Source organism: Heyndrickxia sp. FSL W8-0496 (assembly GCF_038007825.1).
In the GTDB taxonomy this organism is placed as follows: Bacteria; Bacillota; Bacilli; order Bacillales; family Bacillaceae_C; genus Heyndrickxia; species Heyndrickxia oleronia.
Map to the genome: position 1 here is coordinate 2,872,914 of NZ_JBBOXX010000001.1, position 25,748 is coordinate 2,898,661.

Sequence of the window (25,748 nt, forward strand, 5' to 3'; positions counted from 1 at the left end):
CCTGTTTCTATCTTAAACGAGAAGCAATAGAACAGATTGGAGTAAATAGAACAGATGAGACTTATTCATGATAAAATCAAAGTAAGGGGGGATTTAATTGGTAAAAGGGGTTCGAAATGGTGAATTTCTCTTTGAGCAAATATATCAATACGTTCTACGTAAAATTGAACAAAAAGTGTGGAACGAACATCATAAGCTTCCATCGATCAGACAATTGGCAAAAGAAATGAATGTCCATCGATTAACTGTTCATAAAGCTTATCAATTATTAAAAAAAAATGAAGTAATTTACGTAAAAGATAAAATAGGATATTATGTCCAATCAAATGGAACAAAGCAAACCGAAAACTTAGAAAATCCAATTGTTTCTTCTTATGTGCGAAAAAATCATTTAAGTGAAATTCATCAAGTTCCAGTAACTTATAATTTTTCTCAAGCATTAATCGATCCAAATCTTCTTCCAAACCATTTCTTATCGGATTATGTAAAGAAGGTATTTGACCTTTACCCTAAGGTTCTTTCATCCTATTCTACTGTGCAAGGTGATTTAGAACTAAGAGAATCATTGACAAAGTACTTTATTAACCAATACAAAAAACATATTGATGCAACTGAGTTGTTAATAACCTCTGGTTCACAACAGGCTATTCATATAATCGCAGAAGCCTTTGTCAAAGCAAAAGATATTATATTATTAGAAAGACCTAGCTATAGCCCTGCCATTGATATTTTTATAGAGAACGGGGCCAAAATTATTAGTGTCGATATCCATTCCAATGGATATGACTTAGATCAAGTAGAATACTTGATGAAACATTATAAACCACGTTTATTTTATTTAAATCCGACTTTTCATAATCCTACTGGCTATACTGTACCTAATAGCCAACGTAAACAGTTAGTTGAATTGGCTGAGAAATATCGTTGTTTATTAGTAGAGGATGACGTTTATCATGATATTTATTTTGTAGGAAAACCACCGCCTCCCATTTACACATACGATACAGTTGGAACTGTCATATATGTACGGAGCTTTTGTAAATATATATCTCCTGGTTTAAGAATTGCAGCTATTATTTGTCATTCTTCCCTTTTGCAATCACTCATGATTGTAAAATCATTAACTGATAATGGCTCACCCCTTCTTAACCAAAAAATATTTTTGCATTATTTTTCTTCAAAGCGGATGCAGCAGCATTTAGAGAAATTACGCATCGCCATCTCTATCCGAAAAGAAATCATGGAAGAAGAACTAAGCGTAACAAATTGGCAATGGACTAGTCCAAATGGCGGCCTAAATTTGTGGGTACGACTACCTCAGCATATTTCTATTGAAAAGTTATTAACCAAATGTTTCGAGCACTCTATCTCTTTTGTACCCGGACAAATTTGTGATCCGCTAAAACAACAAACCTCGTGGATACGGTTAAGTTATTCCTATATTAATGAGCATCAGCTACGGGATGGATTAAAATCTTTTGTAGAAGTCGTAGAATCACTTGAAGAATAATAAGGATTTCATAAAATATCCCTTTTTTCATAAAGTTAAGTAATAGTCATTCAAGCAACCTGCTTCGAATAGTCAATCCATATTTATACTAAAGGGTATCAACTTTTTTAAATATTGGCTATTCAGCTAACTCTTCAGAAATTTTAATTGCTAGCTTATTTTTTTTATATAATGCTACAAAGTTTAACATGTTAGGTATTAGCAAGTTTATCGCGATCTTCAGATAGTGGTGGTTCTTCCAGCCACCCATTTTCTATCATGATATTTGCACCTTCTTCTGCATATTTTGCAATTTCCGCCGATAATCTTACAAAATCAAGTGATATATCCCTTCTCATACTCGTTGCAGCACTTGTTCCATAAAATCCGATACTTAAACCTATTAAGGTTGTCGTCATAAACATCATCAATTTATCAGAAAATGGAGAGATTTTTGAATCGGTGACTTCTGAATCCCATGTCATTGGGATTGGTAAATGATTTTCACCTAAAACAGTACCTAATATTTCAACATGTTTCGCAGAGATTTCTCTTCCCCTAACCATAAATTTCCCTACTTTTTTAGAATGCGCAACTTGACTGAATCCCATCATTGTTGATTTCCCTAACGCATTTCTTTGTTGATTGGTAAAAAGATTAGTTATTTCAATTACTGTTAAGGGCCTTTTATCCCCAAACCATCCTGCCATAAACTTTTTATTATTTACAAAATCAACTTCTTTTTTAGGATTCAAATATGGTGATCGAATAAATAAGCCCTTTGACAAAAGTACATTTTTCGTCATTGTATCAAACTGATCAAGCTCCTGAACACAATTTGAAAAATATTCGTTGATATCCGAACGTACCGATAATGTCTTAGATAGCGAATAGAAATTAAAAGCAATAATCCCCATATTGTAACTAAAATACAACATAAAACTGTCCGAAAATAATCTTGGTGCGTCTACATTAACATCATCTGCTACTTTGAACCCATATGGTATGGGAAAGCTTTCGTTTTTAAAAATTGAAATTAACTTTTTTTGATGACTATTCGCAGTTTCCAGCCCCAAACTTATGATCTCCTTTATTTCACTATCCTCTACTGTTGCAAGAAATGATGTGAAAATACATTTACACATACTACTATTCATATATGCAGACCATAATTGTGCAATTTCTGTAGCAGTTAATTTTGTATTTTGTTTAAAAGCCATCAAGCTTTAACCTCCTAATTATCAATCCTTATATTATTATTTGATTATTAATATTGTTATATTCGTTGCTTTCATTAAAGAAATCAAACCACTAAGACTAAAATTAAAATTGGATAAATTTTTACTTTGTTATGTGATTGATCATTATTTCGAAAAATAACCCTCAAGCTGTGAGCCCGTAAATAAAGGGCTCTAGCTTGAGGGGAGTGTATGAATACCGTGAAGGGGAAAAATTTCGGGGGTACAGTAACCAATGAGAGGGTTTGGTTACCCTGTTGATGAATATTGCGCCTGTACGGTAACCAATGGGAGGGTTTGGTTACCCTGTTGATGGAAATTGCGCCTGTACGGTAACCAATAAGAGGGTTAGTTCCCTTTCATTTCCCGAGGGAATGAGCTGAAAACTCCATAAGACCGCTCTGAATCCTTATGGAGTGTAAACATGCAATTGGGCTTTGACAAAACAACAAACTTTACGAAAACAGCCAACAATAATCATACTTTAGTCATTAATATATAGTTTATGATCTCCTTTAATGAGTATTTATATGGATTTATCTCATAAACAATTGGTCCTGAAAATTTTTGGTTAGCCAAATACCCATTTAATCCGGCTGATAGGTTGATTCCTTCACCTGGAAGTAAGTGAAGGTCAGATTTCCCATCATTATCAGACAGATGAACTGCACCTAAATAGCTCCCTAATTGTTTAATTGTAGTTTCCAAATCATTTCCCATTACAGCCAAGTGGCCAATGTCTAAACAGGCTTTCATATTTGCAAATCGGATTAATTCTATCCATTCATCAACATTTGAAGCAAAATGATGGCAATAATTTAATGAATCTGGAATTAAATTCTCCAATAATAATTCAATACCATATTGTTCCGCTTCCTCGCTTAGTATGAGCAATCGTTCGCGTACTCTGATTAAAGTTTCGTCACGTTCTTCTGATGACCATGCATATCCTCCATGAATGGTCGCATGCTTCCCACCATAATGAGAAAGAGTAGCTAACCATTCTACTAATATTTGATGGGTCCTCTCATACAGAATTTTATCAGGTGTAGCTAAATTCAAATCATGAAATGGCAAATGTAACCCTATTCTTAATCCAGATTTCTTGGCAAGGTTTAAATACTCTTTCGAACAAGAGTGTTCTGCCCATATTTCAATTCCATCAAAGCCAGATTGTATAATATCAGTAAAATCACTTATATTCCCATTTTGACCAATGGACCAAAGACTAAGCCATTTTTCCATGCTCGTCACCTATCTCTTCATTTGGTGTTGATATAGCTTCATTATTTAGTTCTTCTAATTTTTTTCCTTTAGTTTCTGGTGCTAAAAGGACTGAAATAATTAACCCAACTAAACCTGCGACTGCAAAAAGCCATAATGCTTTACTATTGCCCCAAGCAACAACCAACTGAGGAAAGACTAATATTCCTAAAATTGAACCAATACGACTAACTGCAGTAGCTAGTCCTGAAGCACTCGCTCGAATACTTGTCGGGAATAATTCTGTCGGATAAACAAAGTTAAGAATCCCTCCACCCATATTCGCAAAAAGAACAGCAAGACTGAATAAAATAACTAAAAATACCATTGTTGGATGTGGATTAAGAGCTAAAATGATTAATGCGATTGATAGCCCTGAAAAAGATGTAATAATTAAAGGTCTTCTCCCCATCCTCTCTACAACATTCATTCCAATAATTGCTCCTAACAGACCTAACACACTAACAGTTCCAGACCCAATATAAGCCAACATTTGCGAACCATTAGTAAATGGTTTTAAAATAGTAGGTGTATACATAGAAATGCCATAATACGCTACTGCATAACAGAACCAAAATCCACATACAAAGAAAGTGCGGCGAAATAATAATTTAGAAAAAACATCACGTAATTTTTGCTTTTTGTTTGTATTCGGTTTAATAACAACCCTTTTACCAGTAATTTTCAGCATAATTTCCTCTGCTTCTTTTTCGCGTCCTCTAGAAGCAAGCCATCTTGGAGACTCCGGGAGTGTTACCCTAAAGTAGAAAACAATAAGTGCAAACACAGCGCCGACTAAAAGCATATATCGCCACGCACTTGGACCTAAAGGTGCTAATAATATTCCGCAAATATAGGCAACTACCGCTCCCACAAACCACATTGCTCCTAGTGATGTACTATGCTTCCCTCGACTTTTGGTTGAGCTAAACTCGGAAACGAGCGTAGCGGATATAGGATAATCCGCACCAATGCCAATCCCAAGTAAGAATCGGAATAATATAAGCTGCCAAGGTGCTTGAGCGAATGCAGTTAAAGCAGCAAACACTACAAAGGCTAACAAATCAATAACATACATGGCTTTCCGGCCAAATTTGTCCGTTAAATTACCCAGCCATAATGCTCCGATGAATGAACCGATAACAGCAGATGAAGTAATCAACCCCTGCAATCCTGGCCCTATATCCCATTGATTTAAAATTAGTGGCATTGCTACAGCAATTACCGTTAAATCAAAACCATCAAGAAATGTTCCCGCTGCAGACAAAAGCGTTATTTTCCTTTGAAAGCGCTTTAACTTCGGTGAATCTAATCCCTCAAAACTCATCTCAATCTCCCCTTCCTTATTTGACTGAAAATAAATGAAAGAATAACAAAAGCCATAGTCAAAAAAACATAAAATTCATGTTTTTAATGACTATGGCTTCTCTTTTATCTCCGGCCATTTATCAAATAGTTTTAAAAATTATGATATTTTATTTATAAATTATTCAGTTTAGTTTGTCAACCTGTTTATTTACTATTTTTCTTAGTAATTTTTTATTGGCTTTTTTTGAATAGTTTGTTGCTTTTGTAAAAGCCCAACTGCCGGCTTTTACTCCCAATAAAGGATTTTTAGCGGTTCTTATGGAGATTGCAGCTCTTCTCAGTAAAATGATACGTGTAGCGATCCTCAGTCGATATTTAATAGTTATAACTTTACTCAAATAGGAACAATGTTTGAGTTAAGAGCCTTTTTATTATTATAAAAATTAATTCAAAGTTATTAGCTGTATCTTTATTAAGCATATTATTTTCTACAATGTCTCATACTAATCAATACCCTTTTGACTTCTTCATTCGCTTTTGAATTTTTTCCTTAATACGAATACATTTATTCAAGTGCAAATAATTATGTCTTGTTGCAGGCATTAAAATTAGCCCAGCAATGGTTTTTTTACTCCAGTAGTCAGCTATCCACGCTGATTCTTGAGTGACTGCATTTTCATCAAACAGTCGATTAATTCTATTTTTATTTACTTTTTCATTGAATTGACCTGGCTCCAGCAAAGAGATGATTTCACGTGTTTTTTTACCCACAGCTTGTCTATATGCAATTAATGAATCAAAATCAATGCTTTTACTTAGTTCAGCAATCTCTTCATCTCTCATGTCATTTCCAGAGTGACAAAAATCTATATTCATTTTTTCGGTCCAGTTTCCTTTCACTGAAACTTGTTCGTCATTTGCTATAAGGATATTCATAGTCATGTCTTCTATACGTGCTAAATGCCACAAATGCCATACAATTGAATTCTTTGTATCACGATTTGCTACTGGATACTCTCTATATAATTTTTCTTCTAAATCAATTAATACTTCATCTTCTAAAGTTGGATTTCCACTATTCCCCACCGAGGACGAGTGCAATAATGCATGCTGTGAAAGAAATAATTGAATGGCTTGAGAATGTTCCTCTGATTTCAAAATAATTTCGGTTAACTTCTTATGGTTAGCATTCCATTCCTTTCGCTGTATTACATCCATACTTTTGAACAACTCCCTTACATCTTTTCATTGCTTATTCGAGTTCAATGGCAATAATACCTTTATTAAAAATACATTCATTTCCACTCAAAAGAAAAAGAGAAGAGGATTTCTGTCAATAACAGAAATCCTCTTCTCTTTCATAGTTCAAACTATTTTTCCACAAAAAACATCATTTGCAGTAGCCCGTTTTTATTTTACAATTTTTTTGGCAAGTGAATCCTTTTCCATTGTAAAATCATAGTTATCTTCATTGTTATATTTTGGGTTTATATAGCTAGATTTCGCATCACTTTTAGATGCAGCTTTAAAATCTGAAAATGAAGTATATTCCTTCTCTTTCCATACCCATAAACCAGCTTTTCCTTTTTCCTTATGAAACACATTCCTTTTTAGAATATTTTTTTGATTCGTAGTAAAATCGTTGACGATAAACAAACGCGATGGTCCAGCAGATAGTATGTTTTTTTCAATTACATTATTTTTTATGTCGTGCTGTAATAAAATCTGTCCGCCATCGAGTCCTTTTATGTCATTTCGATAAACAATATTTTTTGAAATAGTAGAGTGAATCGTACCTCCCCGATTCTCATCATATCCACCAATCGATATTCCCGTATAATAGTTGTTATAAACAATATTATCTATAATTATTATATTTTCAGCATATTTATTTGCATGCTCAGAAGTTGCTTCAATTCCAATATCGCTATTAAATATAGTATTCTTTTTAATCGTAATCTTTTTTCCACCATCTACGTAAATACCACCAGCAGAGTATTCCTCTCCATAAGCTGGATTACCAAAAGAAGATACTTCATACATCTTATTCTCTTGGACAACACCGTTTCTCACATAATCTGCATCTTTATCATGAGAAACTCCTTCATAACCTATTAGATCAATCCCGATATTATCCGTATAACGAACTAGGTTATTTTCCACTCTAAACCCATCAATATTCCCATTAAGAACAATGGATTCACTAGCACCAAGTTTTAATTTTTCAACAGTATTATTTAAAATATTTATGTCATTCATCGGACCGGTACCGTAAATAGCAATCCCATGTGCATTTCCATCATCTGCAAAAGTTTTAATTCGTTGTACATGGTTATTTTCCAATGTAATATGGCTACTAGAGCCAGTTACATATATCCCCATTACCGTTTCGTCGGCTAAATTCGTCGTCAAATCTTGAATAGATAGTCCCATTATCGTGACATAATTTTTATTTTTTATTGTCACCAAAGCCGTATCTCCTGAAAGATGGTCTACCCCTTTACCACTAAGAACAACTTTTTCATTTTTATAGGCTTTAAACTTGATCGGTTTTGATTTCGTACCACTATGTCTAATGACAAGCCTTTCATGATATGTACCTTTTCGGATGTAGACAGTCGTACCAGGCTTAGCTTCTGAAGCAGCTTTTTTTAGTGTACGAAATGGCTTTGATTTTGATCCTTCATTATGATCATTTCCCGTTGGAGCTACAAATATAGCCTGAGCGTTTTTTGTATTTGTATTATTCAACACAACTAAAATCACTATCATTGCAATGACCGCAAGCATTATAAAATACATTTTCTTCATTAAATCAATCCTTATATCAAAATCCTAACCAAATCATACACTGCTATCAATAAAATTACTAATCTTTTGTTGTGTTTATATATAATACTAGTTTAAAATAATACTTTTTTTCTAATGATTAATTCTGCAACGAGTAGGTTTATAATCCAACATGCCCATACAGCTATTGAATATGATGTTCCATAAGAAAAATGTAAAATATAATGTGTGATAGTCACTATGATATAAATCGTCATATTGGCAAAGGAAAGAAAAAAACTTCGAATCATCCAACGACTATGTAAGCTTACTTTTTTATCTTTGATATATAGATAACCAAGGAAGGTTGTTACTAACCAAAGTAGATTTAATAATAAAAAACCGATTGTACTAAACCATCCACCCGTTGCAAAAAATGAAACGTATACCCCAGGAATGAAATTTAAAATAATTGACATAACATATACTCGTCCATTCCAACTATGAAAATGGATAGATTGAACTCTTAATCTTTTAAGAATTCCTAAAGGACCAGTAAGTAGAGAAATAATGGCTAGAATAATATGAATTCGAATCATAATGACCCATAGACCTTGATTAGTTATCATTTGGTCTTTATATGAGATAAATTTTTGGAAAGTAGGATCTACCAAAAAATTCTTTGAAAAAGTATGAAAAATCCACATCATAGGGATGATTACAATGGTTACAATTATATATTTTCTCATTATAGTCCTCCATAAAGTTAGGAAAATAAACTCCGATTTGTCATAATAAAGATAGCTACTAGTATTAATAAGGACATGATAATGCTATCTCTTTTTATGCTTAATAATTTGACTATCAACTCTTTATCTGAAAATCCTCCAAGATTTATACCTCTCAATTTTTTATGAATCATTCCTAGAAGCCCACCAATTAGAACTAATAGAGCAATTGCGATGACAACCCAGAAAACAGAGGGGGATGTTGAGTAATATATAACCAAACATGCTCCAGAAAACAGGAGTAACACTAACGCATAATGACCGAATCGAATATAGCTCGTGATCACTTTAGGAACGACTAAAATTTCTTTATTTAATTGAGATACATAGCTATTCCATATGAAAGGGTAAGCAAGAAAGCCACCCAAAGATACAGCGCTCAAAACATGTATAAATACAATAAATGAATACATGACTCTCTCCTTCTATTGTGTCATACGATATCCAGTTAATTTGGAGACAGGTAACATTCCTGCTTTTGCTTCACCATACATTTTATTGCCCTCTACTGATACGGAAAATTTTAATGTAAGACGCATAGGTTTTGAAACTTTAAGAATCCACTTTAATTGATTTCCATCTAGAACAGGGTTTTCTAAAGGGACGATTTCCTCTCCTTGCTTTGCCGTACCTTCGATTCTTCCATCTTTAAAGACAATATCGATTAGTGCAGCGATTTTTCCGATCGGTGTAGAAATAGAGGTATTCCATTTCCCGTCAACATTCATTTCATCATGAACCAATTTAGGGGCCAGGGTTTTAGTTTCTTGTTCAGGTGAATGATCTTGTGGTATTTCTTTAGGCATATCTCCTATTGCTTTCCATGTAGTACCTCTACGTTCATATTCAAATAACTGTTCAACTTCAAGTGCAATACGTGGGCCTAGTTCTCTTTCGACTAAATAAAGAGCAACATCCAGTCCTGAAGTAACTCCTCCTGCGGTAACTAAGTTTCCGTCATCAACAACACGGGAATGAATAGGAATTGCCCCAGTTGCACGTAAAAGCTCCATTCCCATATGATGGGTTACTGCGTGACGGCCTACTAATAAACCATCCATTGCTAATATAAGTGCCCCACCACAAACAGTAGAAAGTACGATCGTAGGTTTCTTTATCGCTTCTTTTAGTAGATGTCTTAATTCTGTTTCAGAAGCTTGCTTCAATTTAACAGGAATAGAATCTGGTCCATCATTATCGACTGATCCAGCTGCACCTGGTACTAGAATGATTCCTTTATGTAATAAGTCGAGTTTACCGTTCGCTTGAAGCTTTACGTGATTAACTCCACTTTCAACGATTCGCTTTCCTTCTGCAGATACAAATTCAACCGTTACTTCTTCGTTTGAGTACATTGCAGCAGCAGTAAATACCTCATAAGGGGCAATTGCGTCTAACAAATCAAATCCATCAAACAAAACTATCTGAATATGCATAATTAAACCTCTTTTCTAGTTTATAATTGAATTAAATATGGGTTAATATCGTTGTGAAGCTTCTCTTCTCGACTGACAATGAAAGCATAACAATCGAATATCTCAAAAAAAGGAGTAAAATAGTCACAAAATAATCAAGAAAGCATCACAAAACGTTTCGCTTCGCTTGGTGCTAGATCGAAAAATGATAAACTTATATTATTATTGATTGAGCGGAAACAGTGAAAGGTGGAATTCTGATGAATAATATAAATACAATTCTAGTAATAGATGATGACAAAAGTATTGTTGAGCTAATGAGGGATTTTTTTGAAAATGACGGATTTCATGTAAAAACGGCTTATGATACTGCTCATGCACTCACTGTATTTGAACAAAATCCAATTCATTGTATCCTACTTGATATAATGATGCCTGGAGAAAACGGCTTTGAGTTTTGTCGGAGAATTCGTAAAGATAGTAATGTACCTATACTTTTCTTAAGTGCACGGAGTGATGATGTAGACAAAATTAGAGGTTTAGGTCTCGGTGGGGATGACTATATAGTTAAAAATGCTTCACCTGGTGAAATTGTAGCAAGAGTAAAGGCTGTATTAAGAAGATCCAATTCTCAGGAAGCCATCAATAGTAAACTATTAGATTATGGTCGAATCGCTATAAATTTAGCTACTAGAGAAGTATTGATTAATGGTAAGAGTATCTCACTTACACCGAAGGAATATGACTTGCTACAATTATTTGCTGAGCACCCAAAATACGTTTTCACCTATGACCAATTACTCGACAAATTTTGGGAGGGAATTGGTGACAAGCATACCATTCGAGTCCATCTCAGCCGATTACGGGAGAAAATTGAATTCGATCCAAATGATCCTCAATATATTATTAATGTATGGGGAATTGGCTACCGTTTCAAGGGAGAATAAAATGAAGACCATACGTATACGAAAATTTATCATACTTTTCTTCTTACTTCTCCTCTTATTGCCGTGGATATTTCTTGTAGCAGCACATCTTATTGGAACAAAAACAGTTAGCTTTCAACTAAATGATACACAGCAAAGAAATTTATCCGAAACGGTCCACCTAATAGAAACAAATACAGAAAACTGGACGAACCAAGATTGGCAACATCAATTCCAAAGCAGATTAAAAAGTATGAACATGGATGTGAAAATTCTTTCCGCAACGGATCAGGAAATTTTTCGCTCTAACTCTAAGGATACCCATACATTAAAGAAGACAGAGCAATTTACTATTATCCAGGATGGAAAAGTGCTTGGAAAAGTGTTTATCTACCTTCCGAATTCAAGAGACATTCAGATTATTGCCGCGTTTACCGGACTATTACTAGCTTTTTTTATCATTGCATATGAGATGCGTAAACATATTCTTAAGCCTCTCGAGAAAATGAGCTTAGCCGCTCGACAAATTGCTAAAGGAGATTTGGATGTTCAATTGCCAAACTCCCGGATCACAGAAATTGCCGATGTACGTGACGGATTTAAAATTATGGTTGGGGGACTCAACGAATCCTTTCGGAAACAAGTTGCATTAGAAGAAGAACGAAGATTCGTAATTTCCGCAGTTGCACATGATTTACGAACACCATTATTTGCTTTACGAGGGTATTTGGATGGTCTTGAACAAGGCATCGCACATTCACCTGAAAAAGTGGCAAAATATATTGAGGTTTGCAAGGAAAAATCAGCACAACTGGATCGATTGGTTGAGGATTTATTCACTTTTACAAAGATGGAATATTTAAAAATGGGGATTGAAAAAAATGGGATCGACCTGGTAGACGTAATACAAAAATCCATTGACAGCCTGTATCCAATTGCGAATGAAAAACATATCTCTTTCAACATAGACTTTTCGCCAGAGGATTGCATAATTTTAGGTGATGTTCATTTATTAGAACGAGTGATGACCAATTTATTAGATAATGCCGTTAGACATACACCCCGTCATAGTAAAATTTTTGTCAAATGTTATAAAGAAAATAATAAAGCTACATTTACTATTCATGATACAGGGCGTGGTTTTGATTTACAGGATCTTCATCGAGTTTTTGAACCGTTATACCGCAGTGAAAAATCAAGAAATCGTTCAACTGGTGGGGTCGGATTAGGGCTTACGATATCACAAAGGATCATAAAACTTCACGGAGGTGACCTTGCTGTAGATAATCATTCCAATGGTGGTGGACTCGTAACAGGGTGGTTACCTTTAGCCAAGATTAACTAAATGGAAAAGACCATTTTCTTTGATATAATCGTTCATTTATTCGTTTTTCCCTCCTCTTCAAACAGGAGGGATAATTAATTTTAAAGTGCTAAATGGAAGAGCAAAAAATTTTTCTTTAACAGTATTAGAAAAATTTTTTCATTTTCTTACTTATACTATTGTTTTCCCATAGATAGTGATTTCACCATTGTATAATAACTACTACCAGGTGGATAATCTTTAATTTCGCCTACTACTTTGTAACCCTTCATTTCGTAAAATGTACGAGCTTGAAATTCAAAAGTAGTCAATAACGCCTTTTCAGCTCCATTTTCCTTAGCTATTTTTTCTGTTAGTTCGAGAAGCTCTTTGCCAATCCCTTCCCCTCTATATTCTTTTTTTAACCAAAAATCATTAATTTCTAACCAATTCCAATAGACCTCTGCATGTATACCACCGATCCATTGTTTATTTTCATCTAGTACAATGATATTTATTGGTTGTACCGCTCCTTTTTTTCGTACTTCTCTATGAAACTTCGAATTTTCATTATTAAATTCTTTGATTTTAGTATTTAAGAAGGTAGCAAACTCGTCGTTATTCTCTAGCAAAATCTCTATTTTAAATTTCATATGTATTCTCCCTAATATAGTTTACATCCCATAAAGTATCTACAGCAAAACTCTACATGGCTTCATAAACATACTAATGACCAATTTTGATTCTTATAATTGGAATAAACAATTTCCCTTATTTATAATCCTCGAATCAAACGATACGCCATATTTCAAATCATTTTTATACCTTTTGTCTAATCCTTCACCATTAACCATCACTTGAACCATTGCAATGATCTATTTATCAAATAATCTCCTCCTTTTAATTTTAAGCTTTCAATTATATTCTTTTCGATCCCTTTATATCTTTTCCCTCTTGATAATTCACTTTGTGTTTCCGAATTATATATGATTGATGAAATACCTTTATTTCAAAAAACAGGAATCTTTATTATTAATTAAATAACCCCAAAGATATCCTTATTGATTTCTTTAGGGTTTTCTTTTAAATATTAATATTAGGAGTAATTATTTTACTGATCACATAAATTCACTTAAATCTGGATAACCACTAACAGCCCATACACCATCTACAATTAGACTAGCTCCATTTATATATGATGCATCTTCGCTAACAAAAAATAATGCAGGACCTGCCATTTCATCTGGGTCAGCTGCACGTCTCATCGGGATACGATCCATGTATGCATCATTAATTGCTTCAACATTCGTTAGTTCGCTTGTTAATGGCGTAGAAACCAATCCAGGTAAAATCGAATTTACTCGTATATTAAGTTGAGCTAATTCTAGAGCTGATGAAAAAGATTAGATATTAGATGGTCTTACTAGGATTTTTGCCTGTTTTACATCGTTAATTAATTGATTAAGTCCTTCTTCAACAATATCATTTATTGTTATTTTCTTTGTAATTACTTGTTTTACATCTAATCTTCCGGTCGCGATCATTTCAATAACCTCTGGAAAAACATGACGATAGGCAAGGGTAGATGTCACATCAGCTGCCTTAAACATTAACTGGCCCATATCTACGCTCACTGGTTTAGCAAATACAGCAATCGCCATCACTTGCCCACCTTGTTTTACAGAAGCAACAGCATTTGTCATAGTTGCCTGTACCCCAGCGCATTCATATGCAACACTAACACCACCATTTGTTAATTGAAGTATCGAATCAGCAATATCATCCCGGCGACCATTAATTATGGTAGTAGCACCTAATTCTTTTGCCTTATTGAGGCGTTCCTCAGATAAATCTACAACAATGATTTGTGTAGCACCTGCAGCTTTAGCAGATAATAATGTTAATAGTCCAATTGGTCCAGCGCCAAAAATAGCAACAGAGTCTCCAGCTTTAAGCTTGCTTTCTCTCACTGCATAAAAAGAAACTGCAGTTGGTTCAACTAATGCGCCTTCTTCATAAGATACATTTTCTGGAAGAACATGAACCATATTTTCATCAACGATGGCATATTCTGCGAATCCACCATCACGATTTAATCCAACAAATCCTACTTTACTACACTGATTATAATATCCTCTTTTACAAGCGTAACAATCTCCACAATAAATTAACGGTTCAACCGCCACTCTTTCCCCAATTGTATGTCCTATTACCTCTTCCCCAACTTCCACTATTGTTCCTGAAAATTCATGTCCAAGTGTAAGCGGTGGTTTTTGACCACTAATTGGATGCGCTTCCATCGTTAATCCATGTTGATAGGCATGAAGATCGCTCCCACAAATTCCTGCCCATTCGACTTTCACTTTTATCTGATTGGGTAACACTTTAGGTTCATCTACCTGTTCTACACGTACATCTTTAATATTATGCCAAACTGCTGCTTGCATTTCCTCATCTCCTCTATATATTTAGACTATAAGTATATCAAGTTGCTATATTTAATAAAAGTTAATATAGTTTAATTTATATTAACTTTTATTAAAGGAAATAAATGACTATGAACATAGAACAATTAAGCTATATTGTGGAAGTAGCGAAAACAAAATCGTTAGCAGATGCTGCTAAAACCTTAAATATAAGTCAATCAGCATTGAGTCAAGCAATCACTAAACTAGAGAATGAATTAAAATTAAAAATCTTCAGCCGAACTAGAACCGGTGCAATAACGACAAAGGAAGGCGATAAAATAATTGAAAAAGCACATTATGCCTTAGATGCTATTTATGAAATCAAAGAAGAAGCACATAGGCAAATGCATAATCTAAATGATTTGCTAAGAATTTCTACTATACCTGGACTGACAACACCGATCATTGATACATTTATATTATTTAAAAATAATCATCCTAATTTAAAGATTGAGGTAAATGAAAAAGCAAGCTTGGAAATAACAGAGGACATAAGAAGAAATAATATAGATATTGGGTTTATTGCTATAAATAAAGCCAATATGGATCAATTAAACGATCTTTACTTTTCTCCAGTAATAAGTGGAAAGCTTTTACTTTTTTCCTCAAAAGAAACCAATTTAGACGATACCACTAAAGTAATTACTGCTGAAGTATTAAAAAAACAAACTTTCGTTTTATATAAGGACGAATATGTACAAAATTTCATTACTAGTTTTCAAAAACTTTATGGTCCAGTAGATATTTTCTTAAGAACTACAAATATTGACGTAATTACTAAAGCTGTAACTGAGCTTGGGGCAGTTACGATAGGGCATGATATTTCTACAATTTTTGACCCTAGCTTTCCATCCAAAAAGATGAAAACCTATTCTATAGGGGACTTTAGTGACACTTCATTCAGATTTGGATGGGTTAGAAAGAATGATTATAAATTATCTTATGAAGCGAAAATATTTATTGAAGAAATTAATAATATTTTATTAAAGAATAAATAATGTCGAAAACCATTCAAGAAATAATCTTTTTTATTACAAGGCTCTTTTCTCAAACATTATTGCTAATAAAGTAAAGTATTAAATCTCGATTTTAGACTGCTACACCTTTCATTTCACTGAGAAAAGAGCGGCGCCTTCATAAAACCACTGAATTCCTAGTTAAAGCCGGCACTTAGGTCTTTACAAAAGCAACAAAAAACTACACGAAAACAACCTATTAGTCAGAGAAAAAATAATGGGTGCAAGTATCAGTAGCACCCTTTCGTTTCATTCAATCCCTAGTTTAATAGTATAAAGATTTTATTGATTCAATAAGTTACTCTTTGTTTGTGGATCATCAAATAACCAATTGTTTCCTTCATTTGCTTCAATTATTTCATGAACTTCATAACTAGCGTAATAACCTTTTTTGATAAATGGATCACTTTCCACTAGTTTTTGTGCTTCGTTCTTTGTTTCGCATATTAAAATCTGCATAGCCTTTTCATTATCTTTTAAAGGACCACAAATGAATAGGTTTGATGTATTATTAAGCTCTTGCAAATGTTCAACATGCTGTTTTAATAATTCATGTGTTAGTTCACCTTCTCTTTTATCCTTTAATAGGATAAGGAATTTTTGCATAAATGCCCTCCTTATAATTTTCTATCAGGCGCACCCGTGAACTAAAAATGTAATTTTAATCCTTCGTGTGTGGCTTTAAAGCCTAATCGTTCATAAAAGCGCAAAGCATCCTCTCTCTTTTTATCTGTTGTTAGCTGAACAAGATGACAACCACGGATCTTTGCACGATCAATGGCCCATCGTATAAGCTCCGTACCTACCCCTTCTCCACGAGAAGATGACGATATTCTAACCCCTTCTATTGTAGCTCTCCACCCACCTCTATATGTTAAATAGGGTGTATATGTAATTTGTTGCACTCCAATTATCTCATTACCCTTACAAGCTACTATTAATTCATTATTAGGATCAGATGCTATTGCATAAAATGCCTTTTTGTATACTTCTGGCAGCGGTTGCTGAAAATTCTCTCTCTGTCTACCTAATTCATCGTCAGCAAGCATTTCAACAATACTATCTAAATCCTGTTCAATAGCAACCCGAATGATGATTTCTTTATTCAACAGTATCTCCTCCTGAATTCTTGATCAAGAACTTACTACTTGTATGCTATCCCACAAGATACATATAAGTGAATGATGATTTCTTTATCACATCATATAAGAATTTCTTATATTTGTTTTCCAATTTATCTATCTTAAGTTTCAAAGTGGATGGAAAATTTACTATTTAAGTGGATGTTCCAAGTGGATCAATCATTCTTTAAAATTGAAGTGAAAAGATAGATTTAAATAAAATTGAAATAAAGATTGGGAGGTACATTCAAATGGCTCTATTTTTGATTCAAGTAATTGGTGTTATTTTCCTTTTAGTTATATGCGCAGGTGCAGTGCTGATGTATGAATTTCTACAGGCATTACCTACTGAGTCTTCTAGAACAATCGATCCTGACCCTACACTTACTACGAATACTCACTCATTAAAAAAGACGGTATAGTTGCCTCTTACCTAATCTATATATTTCATAAAAAAAATGAGAGGCTATCCTCTCATTTTATTTTTTCGTATGCATGAAATAAATGCCTTATACCTTGGTAAATTTGTTCTTCAGTTGCTCTCCCATAGGTGATGCGTATACATCTTTTCCTTGTACCCAAAATACTTCCAGGAGCAAAAATTACTCCTTCTTTAATAGACTCCTCAAGTAAAAGAATTTCATCGATGTCCCTTTTAAATTCACACCACATGTGAATACCACCCATGGGAATATAATATTTAATTTTGTTCCCAAAATAATCATTAAGATGGCTAATTAATGTATCTCGTCTTTTACGTAATTCTTCCCTCAATAAATGAATATGAACATCAAAATAATCTGAACTTAGAAATTGACTACCAACCCATTGTGAAATACTAGAATGGCCAAAGTCAAATTGTTGTTTTGCATCTGCCAATCTTTCTATAACAGAAGTCGGTCCAATAATCCATCCAATTCTCAATCCAGGTGCAGCAATTTTTGATAATGAACTGATATATAGAACATTCCCATTTGAATCCATTGATTTTAGTGTGGCAGGATGATCTTCAGAAAAAGAAAGTAAACTATAGGGGTCATCCTCTATGATCGGGATTCCGAATTTAGAAGAAATATCTAGAATTTCTTTTCTTTGTTTATATGGAAGTAATGTCCCAGTCGGATTTTGAAAAATTGGATTTAAAAAAATCATTTTTATTTGATGCTTTTTATGTAGATCAATAAGCCCAGCGGGGTTAATGCCGTTTTTAGTTACTGTAAGAGGAAACACTTTTAAACCAGCAGACTTAAAGATTGGTAAACTGTAGCTATATGAAGGATCTTCAACCACCACTGCATCTCCTGGCTTTAATAAGCATTCAATCACTAAATGAATCGCTTGTTGTGCACCTGAAGTAATAAGAACAGATGCAGGTTCAGTTACTATTTCACGATATTTTCTGACATGATCCACAATCGTTTTCCTCAATTCAAGATTTCCCTGTTGATGATCATAGCCTAAATTACTTGTAAACTGATTCGCTGCTAATATATCCCGCAAAAATTCATTTGGAAATAAATCAGATGATAATTCACCACTAGCGAGATTAATTAAATCACTCTCGTCTGTTTGTTTTCGAATTCGTTGCATTACTGGTATATTCGGTAAAAAGGTTCCTGCTTCAATGTATCGATTCCAACTTGGTATACGTTTTTTGGTCAGGTCCCAAATATCCCTGCTTATCATCGTTCCACTTCCCTTTTTGCGCTCAATCAGCCCATTAGCTTCTAACTCTGAATAAGCAGCAACGACAGTACTACGATTAACTCCACATAAATCGGCCAAACTTCTTTCTGAAGGAAGCGGTTTATCAACAGGAAATCTACCTTCAATAATTCCATTCTCTATATACTCTGCAATTTGTGTATAAAGTGGTTTTTTAATTTTTCGATCTGGCTTCCATCCCATAGTAAACATTCCTTTACCCAAATATAAATAACAATCTACTTAATCGTTAGTTTAACAATCATTGTAACTGATATTCTATTTATAAATCATCATCATTTTTGACCTTTTTATTACATTTAGTACATTAGACCATATTTTTGATATACTTTACTCCTCAACCTATTGAAATATAAAAAGTGGTTGGAGAAACTTATCAATAATTGGATGGTTTATTACTCAGGACATTATTTTATTATAATAATATAAGCATGTAGTATGAAAATGACAAGCAGATGAGGTATAGATAATAATGTGTTAAAATTTACTATCATTAAACAAATGGGAATATAAAGGGACGAATGATATGGTTAATAAAATTAAAACTATTTAATTGAGAAAAAACGGAGATGAAAGAATATGACATGGTTTATAGTGGTGTTGGCAGTTCTCTTAAGTGCTATAAAAATTATAGTAACTTGTCCTCCTACTTTTGTAGTTGAATGGTTTTTAAAGAAATTTGAACTTCATACAAAACTAAATTTTCAGGACATTACTTTAACAATCAATGAAAAACTGATAGAAGGGGATGATAAACGAGAATTTGTTAACTATTATAATGAAGCAACATTTCTAGAAAAATATTATATTTTCCCTGGTAACGAAAAATTATTTTTACATCCAGAAAACAATAAGACTCCATTTGTCATTGACACAAAAAAAGGTAAGAAGGACTTAAGGCTACTTATTTTTCCATACGGAAATCATGTAGATGTGGTGAAACAATATAAAAAGAAAATAGTTGCATATAGCGTACAATCTGATAATATTCAAAAACTTATCGTATAAATTGATTAGAAGGTCGCTAAAGAATTGTATGACATGATAACAACCTTTTAATCTTTCCACTAAAAATTTAATTCACAGTCATGATGCTCCCATATATCATAAAGATTCCCGTCGATATCTTCTAAAGTGAAAAAGTTTCCATTTTCACCTTCATAGCTAATTTCACTAACTTTTAAATGTTTAGATATTAGCTTTGTATGAAGACTTTCTATATCGTTAGTAAAAAAAGTAGTCACCCATTTTTTCCTTTCTCCTATTTGAAAGACCGCTCTTGATTCATGATCACTTTTAAGTAGATGTAATATTGGTCTATTTCCAATAAATAAGCTTAAGGAATCTTCTGTTTTATGCCTTATATTAAAGCCAAGATGCTCGACAAACCATTCACCGGACTTTTCCAAGTTAGCAACTGGTATTACATTATAAGCAATTCCTAACACTTTGCCTCTCTGATTAGACATTTCTGTTCCCTCCCTTCTTTTTTTCTTTATTTTCTCTAAATATTTTGAAATTCCTTCATTAATTCATCTAATATTAAGCAGGAGATTAATTAATCATAGGAAGATTGAGAAGTTATAAAAAAACCGTATAACACAAGTCAATCAAATTAAATGTTTAACAAATAAAACTCTATCTTGACTTGGTCCATCATAATTTGATATAACCGGAACTCCATCGATTATTTTATCACCGTCTTCCATTTCAAATCCCATCTTTGTATGATAGGCAATTGAGACTTTGTTTATTGGAGAAGTAACACAACGTACTATATTTCGATCATATTGTTTAACCTTATTGAAAAATTGAACATAAAGGAGTTTTCCAATATTCTTTTTTCGCCAATGAGGGTGCACACCTACAAAGTGTATATAAGATTCTTTTGGATGCGATTGCGATAAAAATCCAATAAGAAACCCAATAATCCTTCCATCCTCTTCTGCAATAAAACTTGTTTGTTTAAAATGGTCAAAAAATAGTTTTGGCAACATATCTGACATGTTTCTACCACCCCACCATTCATTAATTAATGGCGATATTATATAGTAGTCCGAACTCTCCACTGAACGGATATTCATCTTTCCCCCTCCAATTAAAATGGATATTTTTATAATTAATAGTTTCTTATCATTATCGTATCGTATGTTTCTATTAGGCTCAATCTCTAGCAATATTTTTTATATTCGCTCAACTATTCAATATTTCTATATTTTAAGTTGTAACTCGCATTGTACCTATTTTCTTCATACATGTATCATATACCTCAATACGTTAATTGTTTGACCGATTTAGTATAGTTTTATTCTGTTGTAGGTTTAGCGTGCTTACGAGGTTTACAACTCCTTTCCTCAATGAATTGAAAGTAGAAACCGGTTTCAAACGATATTTACAAATTAAAACTTAACTTAAATAGCAACAAAGTTTGAGAAAAGAGCCTATTTTAATCATAATAAAAAGCACCCCTTAGGATGCTTGAACTGAACCCCGAATAGTAGACACTTAAAAAAAAGTGCCCTATTCGGGGTTTTTTCTATGGGAAAAGCCCGTTATACTTAACATAATTAATTTGAACGGGAGTTATCTTATGAGTAAAATCTATTTTAATGAACATCAACGTCAACTATTAGAAGCCAATCCCAATGTTGCTTCAGTATCTGACCGAGCGATTCAATATACACCTGAATTTAAAATTAAAGCAGTAAATGAGAACTTAGCTGGGAAAGGACCTACTCAAATCTTTATAGAAAATGGGTTTGATCTTGAAATGATTGGCCCTAAAAAAGCTAAATCAGCTTTGAAGCGTTGGAGAAATACTTTTAATCAATATGGAGAAAATGGTTTTTTGGAAGAACGTCGAGGAAAAGGAAGTACGGGAAGACCAACAACTAGTGAGTTATCCGCTGATAAGAAGCTAGAAAAAGCAGAGGCTCGTATTCGTTATCTCGAAGCTGAAATTGAATTACTAAAAAAGCTAGAGGAACTCGAAAGGAAGGCGAAGAAACACAAGTAGCTCCACATGAAAAATACGCAGTCATCAATGAAGTAATTCGTAAATATCAACTAATCAATAGTGTCTCTGAGCTATGTACTGTCGCACATGTTAGTCGCAGTGGTTATTATGCATGGCTGCGGAATACTGAAAAACATGCCATTCGAGAGAACAATGATTATGAGGATTATCTCTTTTTAAAGTGCATCTATGATGCATTCAAAGGGAAAGTTGGCTATCGTGGACTTTATATGAAAGTATGTGAATTACTTGAAAACCCAATGAACCCAAAGAAAATACGCCGTCTAATGCGCAAGTATAATTTCTTTGCGAAAGTGCGACGTGCAAACCCATATAAAAATATTGCAAAAGCTACTCAAGAACATAAGACATTACCAAATAGATTAAACCGTGAATTTACACAAGACGAGCCGGAAAAAGTATTTTTAACTGACATTACCTATTTAAAGTATCGAGGAAAAACAGCCTATCTATCCTGTGTTAAGGATGTCGCTACACGTGAAATAGTGGCATATGAATTATCACAAACATTGAAAATGTCGATTGTTTACAATACTCTAGCAAAATTAGAAGAGAAATTAGGGAATAATATACATCCAGAAGCCATGATACACTCTGATCAAGGTTTCCATTACACGCATCCAGAATTTCAAAAAAGGGTGAAACAGATGAATTTGAAACAATCTATGTCACGTAGAGGGAACTGTATCGATAATGCACCAATGGAATCCTTCTTTGGACATATGAAAGATGAAATGGACTATAAAGAAGTTCATACATTTGAAGAACTAAAACAATTAGTTAATCAATATATGATTTTCTATAATGCATCAAGAAGACAATGGAATTTAAAAAAGATGACTCCGGCAGAATACCGAAGTCATCTAATCGCTGCTTAAATAGCAGGGTTACTTTTATTAAACTGTCCGAAATTTAGGGCGCAGTTCAGCTCTTCTGCCTTTTTTCAATTATTACTTATTTTCTAGGCAAGGTTACGATTGAGATGGTCTTAGGTCTTTTTCGTTTAAAAATGTTCAAAAAAGGTCTCTTTAATGTTTTATTCCAATTAAGTATATATTTCATTAAAAGGATAAACAAATAAGGCAAAAAAAAGAAAATGATTAATGAGGTTTGCCAGATATTAACCTTGTTTGATTTGTAAATTTTAGATTTCAATTAACACTTCCCCTTTCAGACTACATGTTATGTAAACAAATAATGTTGGTACATTACATTTATCTTAAGGCAAATACACATTAAAAAAGAAGGCTGTTTTCGTATAGTTTGTTGCTTTTGTAAATGCAACACTGCCGGCGTTTACACCCATTAGAAAATTAGCTCTTTTCTAGTGAATTGAAAGGTGTAGCAATCTTCATCCGATAATTATTAGTCAAAGCTTTACTTAACTAACAACAATGTTTAAAAAAGTGCCAAAAAGAAAAAGAATTCACTATCTATCGAATGCTATTAAATATCCAGTTCCACAAGGTTTTTTGAAAAAATTTGCCTACACGTAGATCAATCCTCATTTTTATATTTCTTAAAATTGGAGGCTGATTTTATCTAAGTAATAATTTAGGAACCATTCGACTAAAATCTAAATATTCTTTATCTTTTCGTTCTTTTTTGCAAATCCTTCACTACCTTTATAATGAACTTCGAGGAATCTTCCCCGCATGAAAGGGGGAATACGAGGGTGAAGACTAGTGAACATATCAAAGAATTTTCAGATATTGTCGTTCTTAACATGTATAGAAGTATTCTTAGATATCGCGCATCCAGTAAAAATACTAATCACCAAGAAACAGAAACTCTATTAATGATACTTGAATCAGAAGTTTACAGTCGTGATTTGATTTAGTATTAATAAAGATGTAATGCAATTAGATTGATATAAAGGGGAAGGTTCTTCGCTAACATCTCCCCTTTTAAAAAAATATTCATATTAATTATCATCATGCACTAAGAAGCGATAACATGATTCCCATTACGTTATTCCCTTAAATTACTTCTAGCCATCATACTTTAACTGCAGTTATCAATGTGTCTAAATATTACTTTTAGCAAGAAAATAATCCATAGAATTAGCCGCCAATTTTGAACTTGGCGGCTAGCTTTTAAATTACATTAATTTCAACTTTTTCCCGATAATATGATAGTTTACATCAGCAACATGATTGATGAAGGTTTGATCATGGGATACGAATAAAATTGTACCTTCATAAACAGATATAAAGCGTTCCAATGCATTGATTGTATGAATATCTAAAAAATTGGTAGGTTCATCTAAGACTAAAATATTATATTCTCCTAAAAACAATTGGCATAGTTGTAGACGTATGGCTTCCCCACCGCTTAAAGACATCACACTTTTTCGTAAATCTGTACCACTGAATTGCATAGCATGCAAAACACTTCTCAAAAATCCTTCATCATATTCAGAACGATTCTTCAAAAATTGCAGCACATTTTCATCCATTACAAAACGATAGCTCATTTGCTTAAAAAAACCAATTTTTGCTTTCGGTGAAATAGTTATTCCATCACCATGATTTACAATATATTGAAGCAACGTACTTTTTCCACTGCCATTATCACCACTAATTGCAATATTCTTACCAAGGGGAAGTTGAAAACTCACCTCTTCCAATAGCACTTTATTTTTCACTTGAAGTGTAAATCGATCTGCCATAATTGGAAATTTATTATGAAATGCTAATTGTTGAGACTGTCGAAAAAATATCTGCCTTTCTTCATGTACTTCCTCAATTTCTTGGAGCTTGTTCATTCTCTGTTCAATAGCTTTTGCAGCGCGTTGAACAGCTTTTTGTCTTGTTCCTATTGATTTCGTCATAAACATCTTATTCGGTTTAGCATTTACTTCTTTTTTGGACATACTGCCTGCTTGAGCAATTTTTTCTGCCTTTTTCATTTTTTCCTTTGCTGCATTTTCCAAGCGTGTTTTTTCTTTAATATATTGTTCATATGCTTGACGTTGTTGCTCAATCTGTCCTTTTTTTGTTTCATGTAGTCGCTATAATTCCCTGAATATACACGAACCTTCCCACTATCCACTTCCCAAATGGTTGTCACTAGTTCATCTAGTACTGTTCTATCGTGGCTAATTATTATAAGTGCCCCATAGTAATAACGTAATTCCTCAATTAAAAATGCTATTCCACTTTGGTCTAAGTGTGTTGTTGGCTCATCAATTAGTAATGCCTCATAATAATGGGTAAACAATTGAGCGAGCTTTCTTCTTGTTTGCTCTCCCCCGCTTAATTGTTCAGTGTTTCTTGGCACTTCTAATTTACTTAATAGTGCCTCAACCGCTTCTGCCAAAGATACTTCCATTTGCTCAAAATATCCTGGCTCTACATAAGACTTTACTACACCACTACTTGGATAAAGGTTACCTGCAAGTAAATGTAATAATGTACTTTTTCCCGCACCATTTTTCCCTACAATACCGATACGGTCAAATTGATACACAGCTAACCGATCGATTTCTACTATTTTTTTATCTAAAAAGGTCACTTCTAAATTTTCAATTTCAAAACATATTTGTTCCATGATCGCTACCTCCGAAATTTATAATCATTTCGTATCGATAGCTAGGATCGATACGAGCTGCTAGTTCAAGCTCGTATCAAAAGAACAATAAGAAATGCATCTTTACTCCCCCAATCTAAATTAAATAAATCACAGACATTCTGCCTGTGATTGGGAGTAAAACGGAAATGCCTTTCCTATAGATTGTAGTCAAGTCTTGTTTAGAATAGGCACTTACCTAAAAAAAGAAAGGCAGAATTTTCCGCCTTTCCTCATATTTTTTGCATATAAAGTGAAATGAAGATCATTAAAAAAGGACAGACTACTTCCGTTTACTCTGAATGTACAAAC

The 25,748-nt window shown here is 33.5% G+C and carries 22 protein-coding genes and 2 pseudogenes; 7 read left to right on the forward strand and 17 right to left on the reverse strand.

Annotated features, from left to right (window positions below; translation table 11 throughout):
* The first annotated feature begins 97 nt into the window (after positions 1-97).
* Positions 98-1,510, forward strand: a complete 1,413-nt coding sequence (locus tag NST63_RS14555) for an aminotransferase-like domain-containing protein (protein WP_341042702.1) — start codon at positions 98-100, stop codon at positions 1,508-1,510.
* Positions 1,511-1,701: 191 nt separating this feature from the next.
* Here the strand turns inward: NST63_RS14555 and NST63_RS14560 are convergent, their stop codons facing one another.
* The 8 genes from NST63_RS14560 to NST63_RS14595 form a co-directional block, all read right to left on the reverse strand.
* Positions 1,702-2,709, reverse strand: a complete 1,008-nt coding sequence (locus NST63_RS14560; RefSeq protein WP_078110194.1) for a DUF3231 family protein — start codon at positions 2,707-2,709, stop codon at positions 1,702-1,704.
* A 495-nt stretch (positions 2,710-3,204) separates the two neighbouring features.
* Positions 3,205-3,972 (reverse strand): sugar phosphate isomerase/epimerase family protein, encoded by a 768-nt coding sequence (locus NST63_RS14565; RefSeq protein ID WP_341042707.1) that lies wholly within the window; start codon positions 3,970-3,972, stop codon positions 3,205-3,207.
* Positions 3,956-5,317: an MFS transporter gene (locus tag NST63_RS14570; protein WP_212941449.1), complete on the reverse strand. Its 1,362-nt coding sequence runs from the start codon at positions 5,315-5,317 to the stop codon at positions 3,956-3,958. Before NST63_RS14570 ends, NST63_RS14565 begins: the two co-directional genes overlap by 17 nt.
* A gap of 488 nt (positions 5,318-5,805) precedes the next feature.
* Complete coding sequence (locus NST63_RS14575) at positions 5,806-6,516, reverse strand: DinB family protein (RefSeq protein WP_341042710.1); 711 nt, start codon at positions 6,514-6,516, stop codon at positions 5,806-5,808.
* 192 nt (positions 6,517-6,708) lie between these two features.
* Positions 6,709-8,109: a DUF1565 domain-containing protein gene (locus NST63_RS14580; RefSeq protein WP_341042712.1), complete on the reverse strand. Its 1,401-nt coding sequence runs from the start codon at positions 8,107-8,109 to the stop codon at positions 6,709-6,711.
* A 92-nt stretch (positions 8,110-8,201) separates the two neighbouring features.
* Complete coding sequence (locus NST63_RS14585; RefSeq protein WP_212941457.1) at positions 8,202-8,816, reverse strand: DUF2306 domain-containing protein; 615 nt, start codon at positions 8,814-8,816, stop codon at positions 8,202-8,204.
* A gap of 17 nt (positions 8,817-8,833) precedes the next feature.
* Entirely contained in the window at positions 8,834-9,268 is a 435-nt protein-coding gene (locus tag NST63_RS14590; protein WP_341042713.1) for a hypothetical protein, read from the reverse strand.
* A gap of 12 nt (positions 9,269-9,280) precedes the next feature.
* A complete protein-coding gene (locus NST63_RS14595) occupies positions 9,281-10,291 on the reverse strand; it encodes a DJ-1/PfpI family protein (protein WP_341042714.1) in 1,011 nt (336 codons plus the stop codon).
* Between the two features lie 239 nt (positions 10,292-10,530).
* On the opposite strand from NST63_RS14595, the gene NST63_RS14600 reads away from it, so the two are divergent.
* Entirely contained in the window at positions 10,531-11,217 is a 687-nt protein-coding gene (locus NST63_RS14600; RefSeq protein WP_341042715.1) for a response regulator transcription factor, read from the forward strand.
* A gap of 1 nt (position 11,218) precedes the next feature.
* Positions 11,219-12,541: a sensor histidine kinase gene (locus NST63_RS14605; protein WP_341042716.1), complete on the forward strand. Its 1,323-nt coding sequence runs from the start codon at positions 11,219-11,221 to the stop codon at positions 12,539-12,541.
* 155 nt (positions 12,542-12,696) lie between these two features.
* Here NST63_RS14605 and NST63_RS14610 read toward each other — a convergent pair whose 3' ends face one another.
* The 3 genes and pseudogenes from NST63_RS14610 to NST63_RS14620 all read right to left on the reverse strand — a co-directional run bounded on the left by NST63_RS14610 (position 12,697) and on the right by NST63_RS14620 (position 14,946).
* Complete coding sequence (locus NST63_RS14610; protein WP_078110185.1) at positions 12,697-13,152, reverse strand: GNAT family N-acetyltransferase; 456 nt, start codon at positions 13,150-13,152, stop codon at positions 12,697-12,699.
* 465 nt (positions 13,153-13,617) lie between these two features.
* Positions 13,618-13,881, reverse strand: a pseudogene (locus NST63_RS14615) (SDR family oxidoreductase); the annotation flags it as partial.
* Between the two features lie 21 nt (positions 13,882-13,902).
* Positions 13,903-14,946, reverse strand: a complete 1,044-nt coding sequence (locus tag NST63_RS14620) for a 2,3-butanediol dehydrogenase (protein ID WP_212941469.1) — start codon at positions 14,944-14,946, stop codon at positions 13,903-13,905.
* A gap of 110 nt (positions 14,947-15,056) precedes the next feature.
* On the opposite strand from NST63_RS14620, the gene NST63_RS14625 reads away from it, so the two are divergent.
* Complete coding sequence (locus tag NST63_RS14625; RefSeq protein ID WP_212941471.1) at positions 15,057-15,965, forward strand: LysR family transcriptional regulator; 909 nt, start codon at positions 15,057-15,059, stop codon at positions 15,963-15,965.
* Positions 15,966-16,265: 300 nt separating this feature from the next.
* Here NST63_RS14625 and NST63_RS14630 read toward each other — a convergent pair whose 3' ends face one another.
* Both NST63_RS14630 and NST63_RS14635 read right to left on the reverse strand, forming a co-directional pair.
* Positions 16,266-16,589, reverse strand: a complete 324-nt coding sequence (locus NST63_RS14630) for a YciI family protein (protein WP_341042721.1) — start codon at positions 16,587-16,589, stop codon at positions 16,266-16,268.
* Positions 16,590-16,630: 41 nt separating this feature from the next.
* Positions 16,631-17,092 (reverse strand): GNAT family N-acetyltransferase, encoded by a 462-nt coding sequence (locus NST63_RS14635; RefSeq protein WP_341042724.1) that lies wholly within the window; start codon positions 17,090-17,092, stop codon positions 16,631-16,633.
* Between the two features lie 263 nt (positions 17,093-17,355).
* Between NST63_RS14635 and NST63_RS14640 the strand changes: the two genes are divergently transcribed.
* On the forward strand, positions 17,356-17,526 hold the full coding sequence (locus tag NST63_RS14640) for a hypothetical protein (RefSeq protein ID WP_169846910.1): 171 nt from the start codon (positions 17,356-17,358) through the stop codon (positions 17,524-17,526).
* A gap of 52 nt (positions 17,527-17,578) precedes the next feature.
* On the opposite strand, the gene pdxR is transcribed toward NST63_RS14640, so the two are convergent.
* Complete coding sequence (gene pdxR / locus NST63_RS14645; protein WP_341042725.1) at positions 17,579-19,012, reverse strand: MocR-like pyridoxine biosynthesis transcription factor PdxR; 1,434 nt, start codon at positions 19,010-19,012, stop codon at positions 17,579-17,581.
* Between the two features lie 396 nt (positions 19,013-19,408).
* Here pdxR and NST63_RS14650 point away from each other — a divergent pair, with 396 nt between their 5' ends.
* The gene (locus NST63_RS14650; RefSeq protein ID WP_209391771.1) at positions 19,409-19,837 is read left to right on the forward strand and encodes a YfmQ family protein; all 429 of its coding nucleotides are present in this window, start codon (positions 19,409-19,411) and stop codon (positions 19,835-19,837) included.
* A gap of 59 nt (positions 19,838-19,896) precedes the next feature.
* Here NST63_RS14650 and NST63_RS14655 read toward each other — a convergent pair whose 3' ends face one another.
* Positions 19,897-20,298 carry a VOC family protein gene (locus tag NST63_RS14655; RefSeq protein ID WP_341042728.1) on the reverse strand — a complete coding sequence of 134 codons (402 nt, stop codon included), beginning with the start codon at positions 20,296-20,298 and terminating at the stop codon, positions 19,897-19,899.
* Between the two features lie 141 nt (positions 20,299-20,439).
* Complete coding sequence (locus tag NST63_RS14660; protein WP_078110181.1) at positions 20,440-20,913, reverse strand: GNAT family N-acetyltransferase; 474 nt, start codon at positions 20,911-20,913, stop codon at positions 20,440-20,442.
* A gap of 506 nt (positions 20,914-21,419) precedes the next feature.
* On the opposite strand from NST63_RS14660, the gene NST63_RS14665 reads away from it, so the two are divergent.
* Positions 21,420-22,744 (forward strand): IS3 family transposase gene (locus NST63_RS14665; protein ID WP_139254896.1). Its coding sequence is split into 2 segments (ribosomal slippage): positions 21,420-21,798 and positions 21,798-22,744, totalling 1,326 coding nucleotides; the frame shifts between segments, so codons are not numbered across the junction.
* A 1,223-nt stretch (positions 22,745-23,967) separates the two neighbouring features.
* Here the strand turns inward: NST63_RS14665 and NST63_RS14670 are convergent.
* A pseudogene (locus NST63_RS14670) lies at positions 23,968-25,418 on the reverse strand (Msr family ABC-F type ribosomal protection protein).
* Positions 25,419-25,748 lie beyond the last annotated feature (330 nt).